This window comes from Luteimonas aestuarii (assembly GCF_004357985.1).
GTDB lineage: Bacteria > Pseudomonadota > Gammaproteobacteria > Xanthomonadales > Xanthomonadaceae > Luteimonas > Luteimonas aestuarii.
This window is the reverse complement of sequence record NZ_SMTF01000012.1, coordinates 1-17,859: the sequence shown is the minus strand read 5'-3', so window position 1 is coordinate 17,859 and position 17,859 is coordinate 1. Positions and strand designations below refer to the sequence as shown.

Annotated in this window: 20 protein-coding genes; 3 read left to right on the top strand and 17 right to left on the bottom strand. The window is 61.9% G+C overall.

What is annotated here, in order from left to right; genetic code table 11:
• Positions 1 to 32 precede the first annotated feature (32 nt).
• Positions 33 to 1,016: a mitochondrial fission ELM1 family protein gene (locus tag E2F46_RS13020; protein WP_243720423.1), complete on the top strand. Its 984-nt coding sequence runs from the start codon at positions 33 to 35 to the stop codon at positions 1,014 to 1,016.
• 338 nt (positions 1,017 to 1,354) lie between these two features.
• Here E2F46_RS13020 and E2F46_RS13015 read toward each other — a convergent pair whose 3' ends face one another.
• The 17 genes from E2F46_RS13015 to E2F46_RS12935 form a co-directional block, all read right to left on the bottom strand.
• On the bottom strand, positions 1,355 to 1,696 hold the full coding sequence (locus E2F46_RS13015) for a hypothetical protein (RefSeq protein ID WP_133322748.1): 342 nt from the start codon (positions 1,694 to 1,696) through the stop codon (positions 1,355 to 1,357).
• Positions 1,697 to 1,720: 24 nt separating this feature from the next.
• Positions 1,721 to 1,948: a hypothetical protein gene (locus E2F46_RS13010; protein ID WP_133322746.1), complete on the bottom strand. Its 228-nt coding sequence runs from the start codon at positions 1,946 to 1,948 to the stop codon at positions 1,721 to 1,723.
• Positions 1,949 to 2,050: 102 nt separating this feature from the next.
• Positions 2,051 to 2,377, bottom strand: a complete 327-nt coding sequence (locus E2F46_RS13005) for a hypothetical protein (protein ID WP_133322744.1) — start codon at positions 2,375 to 2,377, stop codon at positions 2,051 to 2,053.
• Positions 2,378 to 2,540: 163 nt separating this feature from the next.
• On the bottom strand, positions 2,541 to 3,890 hold the full coding sequence (locus tag E2F46_RS13000; RefSeq protein ID WP_133322742.1) for a Tle-like phospholipase domain-containing protein: 1,350 nt from the start codon (positions 3,888 to 3,890) through the stop codon (positions 2,541 to 2,543).
• Positions 3,887 to 4,450: a hypothetical protein gene (locus tag E2F46_RS12995; protein WP_133322740.1), complete on the bottom strand. Its 564-nt coding sequence runs from the start codon at positions 4,448 to 4,450 to the stop codon at positions 3,887 to 3,889. The genes E2F46_RS13000 and E2F46_RS12995 overlap by 4 nt, the downstream gene beginning before the upstream one ends.
• Before the next feature lie 107 nt (positions 4,451 to 4,557).
• Positions 4,558 to 4,941 (bottom strand): DUF4189 domain-containing protein, encoded by a 384-nt coding sequence (locus E2F46_RS17870; protein ID WP_425599836.1) that lies wholly within the window; start codon positions 4,939 to 4,941, stop codon positions 4,558 to 4,560.
• Between the two features lie 139 nt (positions 4,942 to 5,080).
• The gene (locus E2F46_RS12985) at positions 5,081 to 6,148 is read right to left on the bottom strand and encodes a TrbL/VirB6 family protein (RefSeq protein WP_133322736.1); all 1,068 of its coding nucleotides are present in this window, start codon (positions 6,146 to 6,148) and stop codon (positions 5,081 to 5,083) included.
• 66 nt (positions 6,149 to 6,214) lie between these two features.
• The gene (locus E2F46_RS12980) at positions 6,215 to 6,985 is read right to left on the bottom strand and encodes a TrbJ/VirB5 family protein (RefSeq protein WP_133322734.1); all 771 of its coding nucleotides are present in this window, start codon (positions 6,983 to 6,985) and stop codon (positions 6,215 to 6,217) included.
• 40 nt (positions 6,986 to 7,025) lie between these two features.
• Complete coding sequence (locus tag E2F46_RS12975; protein ID WP_133322732.1) at positions 7,026 to 9,542, bottom strand: VirB4 family type IV secretion/conjugal transfer ATPase; 2,517 nt, start codon at positions 9,540 to 9,542, stop codon at positions 7,026 to 7,028.
• Between the two features lie 4 nt (positions 9,543 to 9,546).
• Positions 9,547 to 9,864, bottom strand: a complete 318-nt coding sequence (locus tag E2F46_RS12970; protein ID WP_133322730.1) for a VirB3 family type IV secretion system protein — start codon at positions 9,862 to 9,864, stop codon at positions 9,547 to 9,549.
• Positions 9,857 to 10,234: a TrbC/VirB2 family protein gene (locus E2F46_RS12965; RefSeq protein WP_133322728.1), complete on the bottom strand. Its 378-nt coding sequence runs from the start codon at positions 10,232 to 10,234 to the stop codon at positions 9,857 to 9,859. Before E2F46_RS12965 ends, E2F46_RS12970 begins: the two co-directional genes overlap by 8 nt.
• A 72-nt stretch (positions 10,235 to 10,306) precedes the next feature.
• Entirely contained in the window at positions 10,307 to 11,143 is an 837-nt protein-coding gene (locus tag E2F46_RS17835) for a transglycosylase SLT domain-containing protein (protein WP_207949583.1), read from the bottom strand.
• Positions 11,144 to 11,309: 166 nt separating this feature from the next.
• Positions 11,310 to 12,347, bottom strand: coding sequence for a P-type DNA transfer ATPase VirB11 (virB11, locus tag E2F46_RS12955; protein WP_133322724.1), 1,038 nt, complete (start codon positions 12,345 to 12,347; stop codon positions 11,310 to 11,312).
• 11 nt (positions 12,348 to 12,358) lie between these two features.
• Entirely contained in the window at positions 12,359 to 13,582 is a 1,224-nt protein-coding gene (locus tag E2F46_RS12950; RefSeq protein ID WP_133322722.1) for a TrbI/VirB10 family protein, read from the bottom strand.
• Entirely contained in the window at positions 13,579 to 14,346 is a 768-nt protein-coding gene (locus E2F46_RS12945) for a TrbG/VirB9 family P-type conjugative transfer protein (RefSeq protein WP_165967468.1), read from the bottom strand. The genes E2F46_RS12950 and E2F46_RS12945 overlap by 4 nt, the downstream gene beginning before the upstream one ends.
• Positions 14,347 to 14,361: 15 nt before the next feature.
• Entirely contained in the window at positions 14,362 to 15,279 is a 918-nt protein-coding gene (locus E2F46_RS12940) for a VirB8 family type IV secretion system protein (protein ID WP_133322720.1), read from the bottom strand.
• Between the two features lie 17 nt (positions 15,280 to 15,296).
• Positions 15,297 to 15,749: a hypothetical protein gene (locus E2F46_RS12935; protein ID WP_133322718.1), complete on the bottom strand. Its 453-nt coding sequence runs from the start codon at positions 15,747 to 15,749 to the stop codon at positions 15,297 to 15,299.
• Positions 15,750 to 16,147: 398 nt separating this feature from the next.
• On the opposite strand from E2F46_RS12935, the gene E2F46_RS12930 reads away from it, so the two are divergent.
• Both E2F46_RS12930 and E2F46_RS12925 read left to right on the top strand, forming a co-directional pair.
• A complete protein-coding gene (locus E2F46_RS12930) occupies positions 16,148 to 16,711 on the top strand; it encodes a hypothetical protein (RefSeq protein ID WP_133322716.1) in 564 nt (187 codons plus the stop codon).
• 76 nt (positions 16,712 to 16,787) lie between these two features.
• Positions 16,788 to 17,859 (top strand): type IV secretory system conjugative DNA transfer family protein (locus tag E2F46_RS12925; RefSeq protein WP_165967467.1); only part of this gene is annotated, 1,072 nt, incomplete at its 3' end.

Genomic DNA, 17,859 nt, shown 5'->3' with positions numbered 1-17,859 from the left:
TGGCCATGCTTCCGGAACGGATGATCGTATACGTGGAACGAAGCCCCTCCCACCCCGCCCTTTCGGCACCGATCTGGGCCGTCAGCGATGGCCGCGCAGGCAATGCCCGACAGGCCGAAGCGCTCGCCGTGGCATTGGCGGGAGGCGATGCAATCGAAAGCATCGTGCTGTCACCGCGTGCGCCATGGAAGTGGATGGCACCGCGAGCCCTGCCCGGCAGCCACGCTGCCTTCGGGGCGGAATTCGCGACGCGCCTGGCCTCCCCGCCGGCACTCGTGGTGGGCTGCGGACGACAGGCTGCGCTGGCGACCCGGCTGCTGCGTGCACGCGGCAGCAGGGTGGTGCAGGTGCTCGACCCACGCATCGATCCGCGGCATTGGGACCTGGTGGTGGTCCCCGAACACGACACCCTGCGCGGCGACAACGTGGTGGTGACCCGCGGCGGGCTGCACCCGGTGGACGATGCCTGGCTGGCGCGGGCGCGTACTGCCTTCGACGCCTTCTCGTCCCTGCCAGGGCCGCGCACCGCCCTGCTGCTGGGCGGCGGCAGCCGGCACGTCCCGTTCGACGTGGCCGAATTCGATCGCCTCGCCGACCAGCTCGATGCCGTGCTGGCGCGCGACGGCGGCAGCGTGCTGGCCACCACGTCGCGACGCAGTTCCGATGCCCTGCGCGACAGGCTCAAGCAGCGCTACGGCCACGCACCGCATGTCACCTGGCGTGGCGCCGACGATGGCGACAACCCCTACCCCGGCCTGCTGGCATGGGCCGACCGCATCGTCTGCTCGCCCGATTCGGTGAACATGGTGTCCGAAGCCTGCGCCACCCGCGCACCGGTGTTCGTGTTCGAGCCCGATCGCGTGCAGGGCGCCCCGCGGCGGTTCCTCGACGCGCTGCTGTCCAGCGGCCGCATCCGCGTGATGGACGACGCGTTGGCATCCTTCGATGCCGAGCCCCTGCGCGAAAGCGCGCGCGTGGCCGCCGAGATCAAACAGCGTCTGACGCTGCCCCTCTGACATGGTGGTGTGGTCGTGCGATACCGCCATCTCCTGGATACGCACCACACCAATGCGTCGGATCACAAGGCCCGTCATCCCGGCGGCTCTCAACAGGCGAGTGTCTGGTCAAGCCGGGACGCGATGGCTTCAAGGCAACTTCCGATTGCACGCACACCCAGCTGCGGCAATCCGAAAAGGAACGCCCATGGGCCCCTGCCTTCTGGGGGACGGCTCTGCTCCCGCGCGATCGAATAAGGGCCGAGCCGAGCGCCCCCTGATCGCCACGGATTCTAGCTACCCCTGGAATCTGGCTGCTCGACAAATACCAGAACCCTCTGGCCCTGTGACGCGCGCGATCAAGCGGCCTGCTGCGGGCCCGCCTCGCCATTTCGCTTTCTCCGCGGCACCAGGGACAACAGAAGACCGACCATGAACAACGACCACCAGAGAGGGATGCCGAGAAATAACATGACGCCACTGACACAACCCAGACACTGCTTCCCCAAATAGGCGATGGCTGTCCATAACGTCAGCCCGTTCGCCAAGTGCAGCCCTATACTGCTCCAATACCGAACTGGTCCTACTCTCACCAAAAGCTTCTTTGCAAAAGCGAACTGCACCGGAAGAACCAGAAGCGACGGGCAGAATGACGTGAGTACAAGTGCGCCCGCCAGCCAGCTGCCGATATCATTCACCATCATTATTCATCCGTGCCTGGCGCATCAGGTCGCCCGACTCAATTTGGTGTGCCAGGAAGTTCTCTGCATTGCCATGGCCACCGGCAGGCCAAGGCCCGCAGTGATCATGACCTGCGCACGATCCTCCTGGTCGCGGGTCTCCTCGTGGTACGTGTTGCCGATGGAGTTGACGGTAGCCGCTACCACTTGCATGACCGCCAAGATGCAGTCGACGCCCTCGTAAAGGCCCTCCGCACCTTGCTCGCCTGTCATGGTGCGATTGACAGCACGTGTCATGCAGCCGCCCATCTTCCCGAAACAGGTATCGCGGCAGCAGCACGCCGGACGCACTGCCTGCCGCGCCTTAGTAACAAATTACCTCTGGAGTGGATTGGTGCTGATGGGCTCGCCCTTCTTCGCACACGAGGGCGGGTTCGTCATGCCAAGTGTCAGAAGGTTTCCGCCATTAATAACGCAGGCAAACTCCTTGCCGTCGTTCGTCTTTAGGTTCACATACGTATTGGTTCCTTCGGTCCGCCGGTTCACGATCTCCAGATCACCAGGCTGGTACCCAAGAACACCCGATGTATCGGACTTGATCCTCTCGTCCGTCAAGTTGTTCGTACTACCCGCAATTGAGGCGCAACCGACCAAAGCAACGGATACCACAGAAGACAACAGCAGATTCTTCACCATCGACATAAAAATTCCTTCTTCGTCCTTCTTCCATCACATGCCCGGTATCGATGCAGACCGGACTCCATGTTCGGCACGCCCATCACATGACGCCATGCCGAGTAACCAAAGTCTACGCTACGACATCCTTTATCTGTCACAAAACAGGGCTTATCTGGCCATGCTGCGCTTAGCGCGCCAGCCCTGCGGGCTGAGCCTGTCGTTGTCGCTCGGCCTGCTCGACGATGCTCGACGCTTGGGCGGCCTGGTCCAGTTCCCGTCGATACCCGGCTACCTGCTGCTGCCAGTCCTGCCCGAACACCGATTGCTGCAAGCCCTGGGTCGCGGCCCGGAGGGCTGCCGGGTCGTTGTTGCGGGCCGCCTGCAATAGCTGCTCCACGTAGCTCGACTTGGCGGCTTCCACGCCCACCATCGGGCCCAGATGGGCGCGTGAGGGTTCGGGCTCGACGGGAGCACGTAGTGGCACCTGTGCGAGGTTCTCGCCGTACAGCGTTCGATGCAGGTCTCGCTCCACACGTTCCCCGAACTCCGAGATCAGGCGTGAAGGTGTCTCGACCCGTCGGCGGGACTCCTGCGCTTCACGTGCGCGCTCTTCGCGCGCCACCGGTTCGCCTGACTCCAGCGGGCCGCGCAGGTGCTCGATGCCGTCCCGCACCAAGCCCGCTGAGCCGCGGAATCCCATCGTCAGCCCGCGTCGCATCTCCTCGACGTCCTCGCGATACTTCCCGATCATCGGCGCGTATTCCCGTGCCAGTTCTCGCGTCCGCGGGCCCGACAGCACCGAGCGGTCTGCCCGGCCATCGCCATCCACGTTCCGGAAATAGTGCATGTCGTGCGAGTTCAACCCAGCGATGGCCGCACCTGGTTCGTTGCGCAGGTCGAACAGGCGTGAATCGTTGTTGGCGTAGCCCTTGTCCCGCAGCATCTCGATCTCCTGCGGCATTGCGTACACGCGGACCTGGCCGTAGTGCGCGCTGGCCGAACTCACCATGTCCGCTGCCGTCACATGGTTGAGAACGCGATTGCCGCCTTCCGGGACCCGATAGTTCAGGCTCACCGCGCCGTAGGCGTTGAACGTCTCGCCGCGTAAGTCGTAGTAATGCGCGCTGATCTGCGCCAAAGTTCCGCCCAGGGAGTGGCCGGTGACGGTGACTTCGGGGGTGAATCCCCTTCGCCCAGCCTGCTCTTGGGCGATTTCTCTTGCTCGTTCTGTCAACGCAATCGCGTCTGCCGCCTGTGGATTGGTGCGCCCCGCGACCATCAGGCCATCGGTCACGGCCAGGTCTTTCCAACGCTCGCGTTCGAATTCGGTGCCGCGGTGCGCCACGATGATCTCGCCGCTGTCCATCCGCTGGTAGATCGTGCCCTGGTAGCCGGTACGTGGGTTGTCGGCGTGCTCCAGGACCTTGTACGTCACGCCTTCAAGGACGATCTGTTGATCCTTCAGATCATGCATATTGCCTGCACGATCGTAAGAATGCCCGGCCAGCTCAGCATAGTCCTGAGAGGTCATCTTCATGGCGCCACCTCCTCTGATGCCAGCGCAATCGTGAACAATTCATTCCGAATATCGAACTTGAACCGATCTACCTCAGGCTCGCCAAAGTCAGGGAAGTCTTCAATCTTTGACGCAGGATAACCGCCCTTCCAGAAATAAGTTGTCTTCGGCTGCCCCGACTGGAACTCGCCCTCACTCTGGCTCAAGCCGGCAATGAATCTCGTCTCGCCATCAGCACCTGTCGCCTTCAAGTGCGCACGCGCCTGTATCAGCTCCCACCGGCACACGCCACGACCGTGATAGTCCTCGTCGATCATCGCGTCCGCATAGACTGTTCCGACGTATACACCATCCGACACCTGCGCAAGTTCAAATGGAATGTCTCTGGTCGGCACAGGTGACGAACGACCGCCCGGATTGTCTTTCGGCGGCGGCAGGCACTCCCGGTTGACTACGTCGTACTGCGCCGCGCTGGCGATAATCTTCAATGGCCCGGGCGCATCTTTGATCGTCATCGTCAGGCGGTATGCCTGCCGTGGGGAAGGATTCTCGCGATACTCGGGTCGGGCTTCGTTGTTCATCGGATGGGTGCAGGCAGTCAGGGGCACCGCTGTTGCGCAGAGCAACATAGCGAGCTTAAGGAGTGTGGGAAGTTTGGAGCGGGACGACGACATCCTGCCAACTCCTGTCAATCGTAGACCAAGTAGGGTCCGGTGCAGTTCGAAAACTTGATTTCGCATGCACGGCCACCGTTCTGCTCTGGGCAGATCGAAAGAGCAGACGCACTGGCGGCATCGATCGTTGGCCCTCGTTCGAAGATTATTGTGACACCATCAGCCTGCTCGATCGGCTCGGCTGCAACCGCACACTGATGCCTGTACTCAAACACGGACTTACAACTCCTACCGCCCATTTGCGTGCATCTATCTACTGCGGCACGGCGAGCCGCACGCTTAGATCGCTGCCCGGTAGAGGTGCCGACCACATCGCCATTCGTATCCTTCGCAAATGCACCCCACGTAAGCTGCCAACGCGCGGTGGGCTGACTTGGTGCCGATGGTGCTGGCCCCATACCCCCTCCACTAGGACCACATTGCGCCGAGCCCGGACCAACTCCTTGCGGGCAGGCGGTTTGTGCAAGCAGAGGCATCGGACAGGCAACTGCGATGGCAAGCATCAACAAGTACTTACTGGCTCTTTGAATCATTAGTTCACCTGTATCTGCCAACGTTGTTGGGACTTGCGCCCGCTGCCTGCGAGCCCATGGAGCCGCTAGCCGCGGGCGCCGGCGTGTACTGATACCCGCCCGCCCCCGGATGCCCCGGCTGTCCCGGGGCGCCCGGCTGCTGTTGCTGGCTGAACGCGCTGTACGGGCTGAACTGGCCCAGCGTGCCCTGGAACAGCATCGCCGCCATGGGTGGCGCACTGACGATCAGCGTGCTCAGGATCAGGCCCAGACCGCCCTGCTGCATCGCCATGCTGGTCGCGCTCTCGTTGCTGGAGCCGATGATGGCGCTGCTTACCCAGAAAGCTCCGCCCACCGCGATCACCATGTCCAGCGCAAGCATCACCATCACGTTGAGCAGCGCCATCGAAAACAAGGCGCCGATGCCGTAGAACAACCATCTCTGGAACAGCGATTTCGTCTGCTCGAACAACAGACACAGGATGAAGATCGGCCCCAGCGCAAGAATCAGCCCAATCGCAATCTTGTTCAGCAAGATGGCCGAAGCCGCTGTGACTGCAGGCCCGGCGAAACCGACGCCGGTCATCCACAAGGCGCGATCCTTCTGCTTCTGCGTCACCTCGTCGTGCTGACCATCCACCGTGTCGATCACGGTCAATGCCACCTGCATGATCGCCAGCGTCCGGTCGATGCGCTGGTATGCGTTGCCGCCGTCTTCCCTTCCGGTCATGGTGTCGTTGACCGTCCGCGTCAGGCCCTCTGTGAGGGTCTGGTAGGTCGGGCCCCACGAAACCGCAGTGCCCAAGGCGATGCCAACGATGAAGGTCGCACGCAGCGAACTGACCACCAACGCCATCATCGATTCGCGTGACTGGCCCGTGATGACACGATAGCCCTGCACGATGATCCACAGCGTCAACAAGGTCAGGCCGAGCCCACCGACCACCCGCATCACTCGCGCCCCGAGATTGGGCAGGTACTCGTTGATCAGCTCGTCGTCGATGAACGAACTGATCTCATGGAAGAACACCATGTTGGGCACGCCCGCCTTGAGCGGGATCATGTCCTGCAATAGCGCGCCGAATGCCAGCATGAGATCACTCACGTATGCCCCCTATCCCTATCTGTCGGTGACCTTCCACGAGCTTAAACATGTCTCTCAGCGATCCCGCGTGCGGGCAATCTCCAGCGCGGCTTTCAAGGTGCCGTGCTGGATTGCGGTATCGATCAGGCTCTTCTTCTTGCGGTCCGAGAATGCCGCCTGTCCAACCCACGCCTGCTCATCGCGCAGCACTTGGATCCTGGAATCGTACGCCTGCAGCAGCCGTTGCGCATTTTCCACGTCCGCCGACATCTGCGCCTCGATCTGGGCAATGTTGTTATTCAGTCGAGCCAGCGTGCCAGGTTGGTCTGGACCCACCTCGCCAGCTCTCTTTCGAATGTCGGCGAGCTGCTGATCACGTTCCCGTAGCGTCTCCATGATCCGGACCATTGCGTTGTATCGAGCGTTCTCGGTCTGCACCAATGTCCTGCAAGTGATGAACTGGCGCTGCGCAGCCCAGGCGATCCGTTCGGGACCGGACGGGAGATCGCCCTGTCGACCACACCGTTCCTCGGCGTGGTCGTCCAGACCACGTTCGGTCAGCGTTTCACGATACCCGCTAGTCCCCTTGAACGCCTCGCCCTGGACATACTGCTGCTCGATCTGCCTGATCTGGTTGCGAAGCTGGTCCAGCTGACTTTGATAGTCGTGATACATCTGCTGGTACTGCTGAATCCACGCCAGCTTGTTGGTCAAGGTGTGGCCCGGGTCGGTGACAACCGCCTGCGCATTGGCGGCACCTGTCGCCACTACACCGCACAGCAGCACACTCACCAAGCTGGCCGCTCGGCACGCCCCTTTCCAGATTGGGAGTTGATATCCTTTCATGATGAACCTCCTGGCCATAGGAACCGTGTTTGTCTTTCAATCAGCGTTGTTTCGATACTGCAGCCATATCGATTGAACGCTCGCTCTTTCCAGCCCCATCAAGCCGACGATCATCGGGCCCAGCGCCTTCTCTCACTGCCCTCTTGCCTGAGCCCTTTCGCTCTTGATAGAACCGGGGTAACCACTGCTCTGGCGCGAGCTCGGCGATATCGATCTCGTGCCGCATGGATTCCTCGCGAACGATCCTGTGCATGATCTCGATGTTGTCGGTGCTTGCTGAAATCACCGCCAGCGCGTCGTCGAGACCCCGCAAGTTGAGTTGGCAGACCGTCGATGCATGGCCTTGCTTGACCAGGAAGCTACGCGAGCGCTCGTCGAGGCTCTTGATGACATGGAACTCGGCCTCGGTGAGCTTGAGGCCCTCGATGTAGTCTTCGCGCGCCGCATTGGGATTGGGCAGCAGGATCAGGGTCGCCGTCTGCTCGATCAGCGCCGCGGAGATATCGCTGGCCAGCGCATCCTCGGGGCTCTGGGTGGCGAAGATACCCAGACCGTTCTGCTTGCGGATGGTCTTCTGCTTGTTCTTGGCGAACTCCTTGAGCCCGCCGCTGCCGTCGAGGATCTTCCAGAACTCGTCCATGACGTAGATCAACGGCCGGCCATCGATCAGGTCTTCCAGGCGATGCAGCAGGTAGTTGATGACCGGCACCCGCACCTCGGGATTGTCGATGACGTCGGTGTAGTCGAAGCCGATGATGCTTGCGCGCCCCAGATCGATGCTATCCACGGGGTTGTCGAAGACCCAGCCCAATGCGTTGCCGGCAGTCCATTTTCGCAGCCGCGCGTAAAGGCCATCGTCGCCCATGTTGGGCAGGCTTTTCTGGAAGTTGGTCATCGACCTCAAGTGCATTGGCATGTCGAGCATGTTCTCGACGGCGCGGAAGATGTCCTCGTCCTCGCGCGCGGTGTAGTGCGACTTGCCCGCCAGCACCTTGACGAGGTTGCCCAGGAATTGCACGTTGGCGTCGCTGCGCTCGCACTGGAACGGATTGAAACCTGTTGGCTGGCCGTTCTCGAGCGCGAGGTAGTTGCCACCGCATGCGCGCACGAATATCTCCGCGCCGCGGTCCTTGTCGAAGAAGAAGATCGTCGGCACCGGATCGAATTTCTGCGCCTGGCTGAGCAGGAAGTTGATCAAAGCCGTCTTGCCGGTACCGGACTTGCCGATCACCATGGTGTTCGCAATCGCCTTCTCGCCCAGCGAGTTCTCCGCCGGGTGGGTGGCGTGGAAGTTGAAGTAGTACGGCTGACCGTTGGTGGTCTGCAGCGCAGTCACGCTATCGCCCCAGGGATTGTTGTCGCGTTTGCCGGTGGCGAAGTTGTGCAGTGGCGACAAGCCGAGGAAATTCAGGGAACTGACGTTGGCCAGCCGGGTCCTGAACTTCCAGTTGGCGGGCAGCTGCGAATAGAACGACGAGCATACCGCCAGATCTTCCTTGGCCGAGACGAAACCCGCGTTCGACAGCTCGGCCCGTGCCGTGGCGATGTTCTTCGACAGCCTCTGCTGGTCGTCTGCGTACAACGCCATCGTGAAATGGTATTCGCCAAGCACGAAGTTGCCCGAGGCGATCTGGTCCATCGCATTGTCGAGCTCGGCAATCTGGCTCACGGCCTTGTCGCCGGAGGAGATCATCATGCCCTTGGTGCGATCGAGTACCTTCAGCGCGTCGTGCCGGCCCATCGGGCTGAAGGAGTGGGTGATCACATACTCGAAATCCAGGTATTTGAGGCCATTGAGGATGCCGGGCCAGGTGCCGTCGGTGTACTCCTTGATGTTGAGGACGGCTCCAAAGTGGTTCTTGCCGCCAGGCGAACTGACGACGAAATCGCCGGTCTTGGCCGAAAACATATGCCGGCTGACCGACAGATAGTCGCAAACTGGTGCCTGCAACACCGGCACTGGCTCGGTGATGCGGTTGAGCAGGTAGCCGAAGAACTCCAAGGTCTCCGAAAACACCACGCCGTTGTCCGCCTGATACATGCCCAGGCGGACCGGCGCATAATCCTTGAGCACGGCTTCGACGTTGCCGGCCAGTTCGGTGATCTTACCCACGGCCTGCTCTTGCTCTGCCTGCAGCCGAGATACATCCGCCGACTTTTCCACGAACTTCCTGCCCATGACGATGGGGCGGTAGATCATGGTCAGATAAAGTTCGTTCTGCATGATCTTCTGTGCCGACAGCGCCGCGAAGTAGTCGTCGGACAGTTGCTGGTTGAAGGCTTGCCTGTAGCGATTACTCATATCCACACGGCCACGACGACGAACGTCGTGCACCCAGAATGCGACGTTGACGAAGTCCGGCGCACGCAGTGTCTGCAGCATCCGGTTGAATGTGTTGTGCCGGTGCTCGATCTCCCACTCTTCGCGGCCGACGAAAGGCAATCCATCCAGTCGCCATGTCAACAGGAAATCGCCTCCCGTCGTCTTCACCACGTTAGGCGAGACATGCGATGACAACGGGATGAACTCAGCGATGGATGCGTCTGGCGCCAGCATGCGGCTATCGGCCTGTGGTGGTGTCGTGGAACTGCTTTCGGTAACTATTGGGCGAGAACACCCACATGCCACCATGGTGCTGAACATTCCTGGCCTTGGTGCGGAACTGCCAGCGAAGTCCCAGGAGCCGGAAGATCATCTCGTCGCGCTTGGCCATCTGCCGCATGACGAAGATCACGATTGGCAAAAGAACCACCAGGAACATGTCGATGTAGAACGTCAACAGGAGGCACGCGCCCGCCCCGATCGCGAAGGGCACATAGGGCACCCCCATGAACATGGCCGGACGCGTGCAGCCCCGGAAGAGCACGTTCTTATGCATGCTGTAGCAGCAGCTGTCCGACGTGCATCGCCTGCGACGTCACGTCGTCTGGCAGCAGCATCTTCGCGATCTGCGCCGCGGCACCAATCAGGAACCCACCGATCAGCACGGGGGCGACGTCACCGATGCGCTTGTGATTGAACGCGATCTGGTAGCCGGCGAAGATAATGGCAATCGTCACGACGGCGATGGACGCGACGTTGAGCAGCGCATTGATGTTGCCGAAGAAGCTCTGGACCCGGCCTTGGGCGCCAGTGACATCCTGCGCGAATGCGATCTCCGGGACGGCGAAGACCGTCATGAGCGCCACGGCCATGAAGGCCCCCTGGATAAAGTGACGGAACGGAAGTGCCTGTGCGTTGTGATTCATGATCTGGCCCTGAATGTTGTGGAAACGATGGTTATCATTGCGGTGTTGCGGTGCCTTCCATGGCGGGTACTGCTAAAAGACAAAAGCCTCGTCCCTGCGCGGAGACGGTGCCACCGCCGGAAGATCGGCAACGGCTTGCTGTTGCGGGGACGTGGGTGGCAGCGATGGAATCTGCGACGAAACGGCGCCCATCGGTTGCAGGCGTACGGGCGCATCGCCATCGGGCACGAGCGCTCCGGCAATCACTGGCCCTGGCGCGGCGTGCCGTGACGGCATGGCCACCGACGCCGGTTGCGGCAACATTGTGGATACAGCGGGCGCGATGGCCGAAGGGGGTTGCACACGCAGGGCTGGCACGGGGGGCGCGGCCGCCTCCTGGATCCGGCGCATGACGAGCGACGGCAGATCGGCGGCGACCGAAGCTGCCACGGCACGCCCCGTCCGCCGCTCGACGAGCGCAACGGCCGGCGCGGACAAGCTGCCGGCTTCGCTGTGCCACGACGCCAGCACCTTCTGCACGTAGCCGTGCCGGAACCCGGTGACGAAGTTGCCGGAATAGTAACAACTGAATGCTTTGCCCCAATCGCCCCCGGAACGGTGATAGCACTCGGCAAGGATCCGCGCCCCGGCCTGGAGATTCGGGCAGGCCTGGAACGCCTTCTCGTAGCTGTCCAGCCCGTAACTGGCGAGGTTGTAGCGGTTGACCTGCGCCAAGCCCAGCGAGAAGTTGTAGCCCTCGCTCTCAAGCATGCGTGCGGTAGAGACTGCTTCGGGCAGGTTGCGCGGCTGACGCACCAGGCGACCGCCAACCACGCCGATTGCGTATGGATTGAACGACGACTCGATGCGCACGACATGGCGCATGACGTCCGGAGGGACGGCCAGATTGGCGCAGCCCATCAATTCCATGCCTGGCAACATCGCCGTTACCTCCCGTCCCTGACGTCGGACATTCCAACGTCTCCCTGGACCTCTTCCCTTCCCTCAAACCAAGCGCAATGCCCCTTGCCTCCCGCGGGACATATCAACATTGCGACCGGATTGCATCTGCCAATCATTTTCACCCTCCATGCGGTCACGGCGCCAGCGCGCGCACGGGGTCGAAATCGATCCCGGTGATGTAGCGTCTGCCGGCGTGCGCCTTGATGTGCACAACGATGTCGATGGTCATCCTGAGCAGGCGCTTGATGACATCGAACTCAAGCCCGGAACCCTCGGCCGAGGCCTTGACCATCAGCGCCAGCTGGTCCCAGGTCTGCGTGGTGCTTCCGGCATGGCAACTGGTAATCGAGCCTGGATGGCCGGAAGCGCAGTTGCGGATGAAGTAGAAGGATTCGTCGCCGCGTAGCTCGGCCAGGATGATCCTATCCGGCTTCATGCGCAGACATGCCTCCATGCACGACTTGGCCGTGACGTTGCTGGCGCTCTGGCCGCCCTTCGAGTACAGCAGGTGCACCACGTTCGGCTGGTGGATGAACAATTCCCGCGCATCCTCGATCGTGACCAGGCGCTCCTGCTCGGGGATATGGTTGACCAGCGATTTCATGAACGTTGTCTTGCCGCTACCGGTGGCCCCAGCGACCACGATGTTCTTGTGGTACTGGACGGCCTTGCTGAAGAACTCGGCGTAGTCGCGATTGCGACGCAGTTCCAGCAGCTCCTGGTCGTGGTCGCTGAGCGTCTGTGCCTGCTCAAGTATCTCGTTGAAGAAGCCGTCCTGGTCATACTGCTCGAGCGTCTTGCTGAACTTGGCAGGCAACCGGATCGTGATCGACACCTTGCCGCTGTCGCAGGCCGGTGGGATCACGAACTGCGCACGCTGTCCGGTCGGGAACGTCAGCGATACCATCGGATCGACATCGGTGATCCGCTGCCCGGTGTTGCTCTCGTTGACCACCGCAGTGCAGAACTGGCGCGCGCGCTCGAAGGTGAGCGTGGGCACATCGGTCCGCTGCCAACCCGTACGCGTTTCCAGGTACAACTCGCCCGGCCGGTTGATGCATATCTCGGTCACTTCCGAGGAATGCATGTGCTCCTGGATGCCGAGCACCTGGTACTGATAATCTAGGAACTGGTTGGACACTTTGGCAAGGGGCGCGGAGTCGATGTCCATCTGCTGACCGACTAGCGCAGCACTGCTGAGAAATCAACATCGCGCGCAACGTAGACATTGACCACCGAGCCCTGGTTGATTGTCACCGTGGGTGGGCGGGTCATGTTGCGGTCCAACGCCATGTTCGCCAGCCGCTCCATCGTCCGCGCAGTGTTGCTTTCGTAAGGGCTCTGGACGATGACACCGTTCGCGATCGATGTCTCCTGCGGGCCGTGCTTGGCACCAGCGTATTTGAACGAATCACTGAGGAGGCTGATCAGCAACGCCGATCCGATTCGCTGCCCCCAATGCGCCGTATAGTGCCCCGCATTGCCGGCCGCACCCAGCATATCCACGCCAGGGCTGCGCATGTTGACGTCCATACCATTGGGCGTGGTGATACGGTCCCAGACGATCGCGACTCGGTCGCCGATGATGGCGTCCTGGCCGTAGGTGCCGGAAACCTTGGACCCCCGCGGCAACAGCAGGCGGCGGCCGTTCACCGAATAAACCGGCTCGGTGACGATGCACGTTGTGTAACCCGGAAAGTCCGAAATGACCCTGGACTGCATGACACACCGGATGTACGTACCGCGCAGCAACAGCGTGTTCGGGTTGTACAGTGGTCGTGCGCTCGCGGTGCCTTCCGGTGCCTCCTGAGGTGCTGGTGCCGGAGATTCCTGCCCCGCCGACATCATGAGCCGCGCGTACTCATCGGGAGGCAACATTCCCGACACCCCACCCCCAGGACCGTTGTGATCGAAGCCAGCGAAAGTCCCGGCCGTATCCAGCATCCTGCGCTCCTGAAGCGAGAGTTCGCGACGTCCACCAAACTCGCCCCCCGAAGACAGGCTCATGGCCGGGGGCGTGTGTTGCTGGGGCATGTCATAGACCGGCAACGGCGGCAGGTCTGCGACCGGGGGCGGCAGTGTTCGCTCGGGCGGAAGCTCCGGAATGTCCCTCGGCGCTGCCGGAATCACCACTTGCTCGCTTCTCGGCGGTACCGGTGAGCCGTCACCCGAACCGGACAGGCCGCCGCTGAAGATCCAGAGCGCGACCATGCCGAGCAGCAGCACGATACCGCCGAGGAACAACAGCGCCTTGCGGTTGAGCCGCTGTACGTCCTCGGACTTGAGGTACGGCGCTTCGGCATCCAGGTCCGGATCAGCGGGCGCCTGCCGGCCGACATAGGGATTGGACGACTGGTTCCGGTTGAAACCCGGCTCCTCATGCTCGAGGGTGGGAGGCTGGTTCACTGTTCCGGGCTCCTGCGCAGACCGATCACATTGTCGCCGTGGCGGATGACCAAGTACGGATACGTACCGTGGACCACGATGGTGTCGCCCTCGACGGTCGAATTAACCACGAACACGTCGCCGTTCGCGCTATCGCGCGCGAACACAGCGGGAAAATTCCCGCTGGGAAATCGCGTACGGTCACCCATGCGGATGTAGGTGAACCGCCGGTCGTCGTAGACGGTGGCCGGAACAAGCCATCGCGGATATCGCTTTCGATACGAATAATCGTAGTTAAAGTAATAATCGCGGTCCGGCTGCATCAAGGTATCGAGCTCGACCGTGTCCTTCACGGGGGCGGCCGTCGCTGCAAAGGTGGCGTCGCTTGGGTAGACGAAGCGGATCTTGTACTGCACACCGGCCGCCTTCGCCTGCTCCAAGGCGCGCCAGTTGGTCGCGACCACCTTCAGCTCGAAGATGTAGGAATGTGTAGCGGTTCGCACCATGAAATTGGTGTCGACGTCGATGTTCTTTGGCTTCAGGTAAAACACGTTGTCCCGACGGCTGAGATCCCAGCCTCCGCTGAACCCCGTGCTGTAGTCGAGGATATTCTCGTGCGGGCTGAGTTCGATTTGCGTGGTGATGCCCAAGCCTGTTCGAACCTGGTAAATCCGATCCGGCTGGTACTCGTATTCCTCGATAGCCTGGGCCGCCACCGGCAACGCTATGCACGCGACCAGCAGGGCCAGGCCAAGACTGAGAGACATTTGTTGCTGGCGAATCATCGATGACGTGCTCCGTTATTCGCGGTTCGCTTCGGTCTGTTCCGCAGGCTGCGGTGCCTGCGGCGCGGCGCTCCCGGCTTCACCGGCATCAGGCGGACCGAACATCGGTATCTGCATCGCTTGTTCGGCCGGATAGGTCGGAGCAGTCGCCGCCGCATTGGCAGTTGCCGGGAGCAGCGCAGGAAACTCGCGCTCCGGCGTCGAGCCACTCGCGTAATCATTGTCGACGCGATAATTGGCGACCCGGAAGCCCAGTGGGTTGAGAAGACGATCCTCCTCGCTGAGCCGCAGGTCCGGGTTATAGGTGAACTCGAGCGTGGCGATCTTGCTATCCAACGGCTCGGAGCGTCCGTTCCCTTTGTCGTACACACTGCGCTGGAAGCGCACCGTGGCACCGGATGGGCGACGCCCTTCGCCACCGCCGATCAGCACGATGCTGAGAATGCGCACGCGGACGGCGCGCGATGGGCCATAGATGCGGAACGGACGCTCGGGGTTGTTTTCCGAGTGCAGGGCAATGTACGCCGGGGCCACCGCCGGGCTTGCCATCGACAGCGTCGTCCGCCAGTTGCGCTGGCCGATCAAGCCAGAATCGTAGGATTCGCGTGCCAGCACGAACTGGGCGACATTGCTCTTGTTGATCGCTTCCTCGGTGGTGACGTCACGATCGTTGAAATTGCCGACCAGCCGCGCCACTGTCGCCGTGCCTGTATACGGATCGGCCATGACCAGGTACGGCACCTTTTCCTTCAGTGGCAGGAACAAAAAGTATCCCCCAGCAAGGATCAGCGACATGAAAATCGCGCACCCGGCTACGATCCACGCACGGCGCTCGCTGCGGCGCGCGCGATCGGCGATTGTCAGCTCGTAGTTGACGCCCTGCGAGACGGCCCGTTCGATATCCGGCGAGGCAGTTGTCTTTTTTCCGAACATGCTACTAAGCCCGCCCCTTATTCGGCCTGCACCGTCGCCGCGCCGACACCGGATGGCTGATCGGCCTGAGTACGACTGACGACAATCTGGGAGCGGTCGGCAACCACCCGCACGCCCTGCGCGGCATAAGCGGCCGTCAGCGCCAAGGCGGCCTGCTCAAGGCTGGTGGTGCGAATCTGCGCGACCGGCACGTGCAGCGAGTAATCGTTCGGGTGCAGGTACGACAGGCTCATCTTCGAGTCCCTCGCCCACCGGTTCAGCATTGTTTTCAATGTGCCGTCCGCTGGCGATGCCTGGTACACGTAGGCCTGCTGCAGTGGAATCGCCACCGGCGTTTCCGCGAACTGGTTGACCGGCCTCCATCGCCCGCCAACATCGGGCGCACCGTGCGTGGCGCACGCGCCCAGCAACATCGCGACACAGGAAATGCCGGAAACGACTGCATTTCGAACCAGGCCGGCACGGCTCATGGACTCACCATCGGATTACAGGACAAAGGACACCGCGCTTCTTCCTGCGGAAAAAGCGGGCGTAAAAAAAAGGGAGGAGCAGGCATCGCGCTAAAGCGACGCGAACACGTTGGCGGGCCGTGGGCCGTGTCGATGCCGTGTATGCAGTCCAAGGCTTGGACGCAACTTCTGTGGACAGATTCCATTCGTCCTCAACTCCGTTTGACTTGACTCGTATGCCGCAGCCAAGCCGCGGCATCGATTCCTAGCGACCATTCCTATAGCCGCGTGTTTAGCGAATATATCCCCGAGTTCTTAAACAGTCAATTCTGGGGGATGTGGCCATGCAAGACGTCTGGCAAGATGTCCCCGGCCCGGATGGCTCTGGCACACGGAAGGTGGAGAACATGGATCGAAGGATGGAGGATTTCGTCGCCAATGCCGCGCTCCTCGCCGCGCATCTGACGCAACAGTGCGAGAAGTCGGTGGCCGAACAGCAGGCCGCGGCGCGGGAACTGCAACAGCATGCGGATGAAATCGGGCAGAACGTCATTGCCGGCAAGGCCGAACTTGTGCAGCACGCGAGGACCGCGGTACGGGATGCGCTGGCGGTCGAAATACCGGCGGCGTCCCGTTCGCTCGCCGACACCGCCGAGCGTCTGCAGCGGATGGCGGAGCAACTTCAGTTCGAACAGTCGGCGGTCGGTCTTCGCATGCGCATCCTTGGCTGGAAGTCGATCGGCTCACTGATCGTCGCCGCGACCGTGCTCGCAGGCGGCACCGCCTACGTTGCCTGGCATAACGTGAAACGTGTCCAGCGCGCGCAAGTGCAGGCCGAGGTACTCGAGGCCTTGCGGCACGTCACGATCACATCCTGCGATGGCCGGCCATGCTTGAAGCTGGAGGATGGCCAGGAACGCTGGGTGAAGAACGACGATTACGTGCTTGTTGACGGCAGCGCTGACGCCACGCCACGCGAGTAGGGCGTGGCTGGCGATCGGCCCGCCAGCCGCCGCAGTGATTCATTCCTTTCATCCAATTCTCCTAGAGGGATTTTCCGTGGACAGCACACGTGTTATCACCACCATCCTGGTCACGCTGCTGGCCTTCGTGGCCGGCGCGTACCTGTCGGGCTACTTGGCCCTGATCTTCCTCGGCCTGGACACGGGCCTGCTGAAATTCACCACCTACTACGACTACATCAAGTTCCTCGACCATCCGCAGGTGGCGCAGTACAAGGGGCGCCTGGTGGTTGCCGGCGCCATTGGCTTCGGCTTGATGGCGCTGGTGTGGCTGTCGATCCTGGTGGCCCTGTTCAAGCTGCGCAGCCATCGCAACATCCATGGTCGCGCCCGCTTCGCCGGCTTGCTGGACCTGGCCAACAAGGGCTTCCTGAAACAGAAGGACGAGGGCATCGTCGTGGGCCAGATGAACGGCAAGCTGCTGCGCCTGCCGGGCCAGCAGTTCGTGATCCTGGCCGCCCCCACGCGCTCGGGCAAGGGCGTGGGCGTGGTGATCCCCAACCTGCTCGCCTATCGCGAGTCGGCGGTGGTGCTGGACATCAAGCAGGAAAACTTCGACCTGACCTCGGGCTGGCGCAAGTCCATCGGCCACAAAATCTACCTGTTCAATCCCTTCGCCGAAGACCGCAGGACCCACCGCTGGAACCCGCTGACCTATGTCTCCGACGATCCGGCCTTCCGGGTCTCGGACCTGCAGAGCATCGCGGCGATGCTGTACCCGGACGGCGACGACAAGGACAAGTTCTGGACCAGCCAGGCGCGCAACGCCTTCCTGGCCTTCACCCTGTACCTGTTCGAAGCGCGAGAGGACCAGCGCCGTCAAGGCTCCTCGGACGCCCTGATCCAGACGCCGACACTGGGTGCCGTACTGCGGGTCTCGTCCGGCGACGGCAGTGAGCTCAAGCCCTATCTGCAGGCGTTGGCCGACAAGCCCTTCCTCAGCGCCAACGCGAAGACCGCCTTCGCCGGCCTGCTGTCGCAGGCCGACGTGACCTTCGCCTCGATCATCGGCTCGTTCCGCGAGCCACTCAACCCGTTCCTCAACCCGGTGCTCGATGCCGCCACTAGCGGCGACGACTTCCGGCTCGACGACGTGCGCCGCCAGCGCA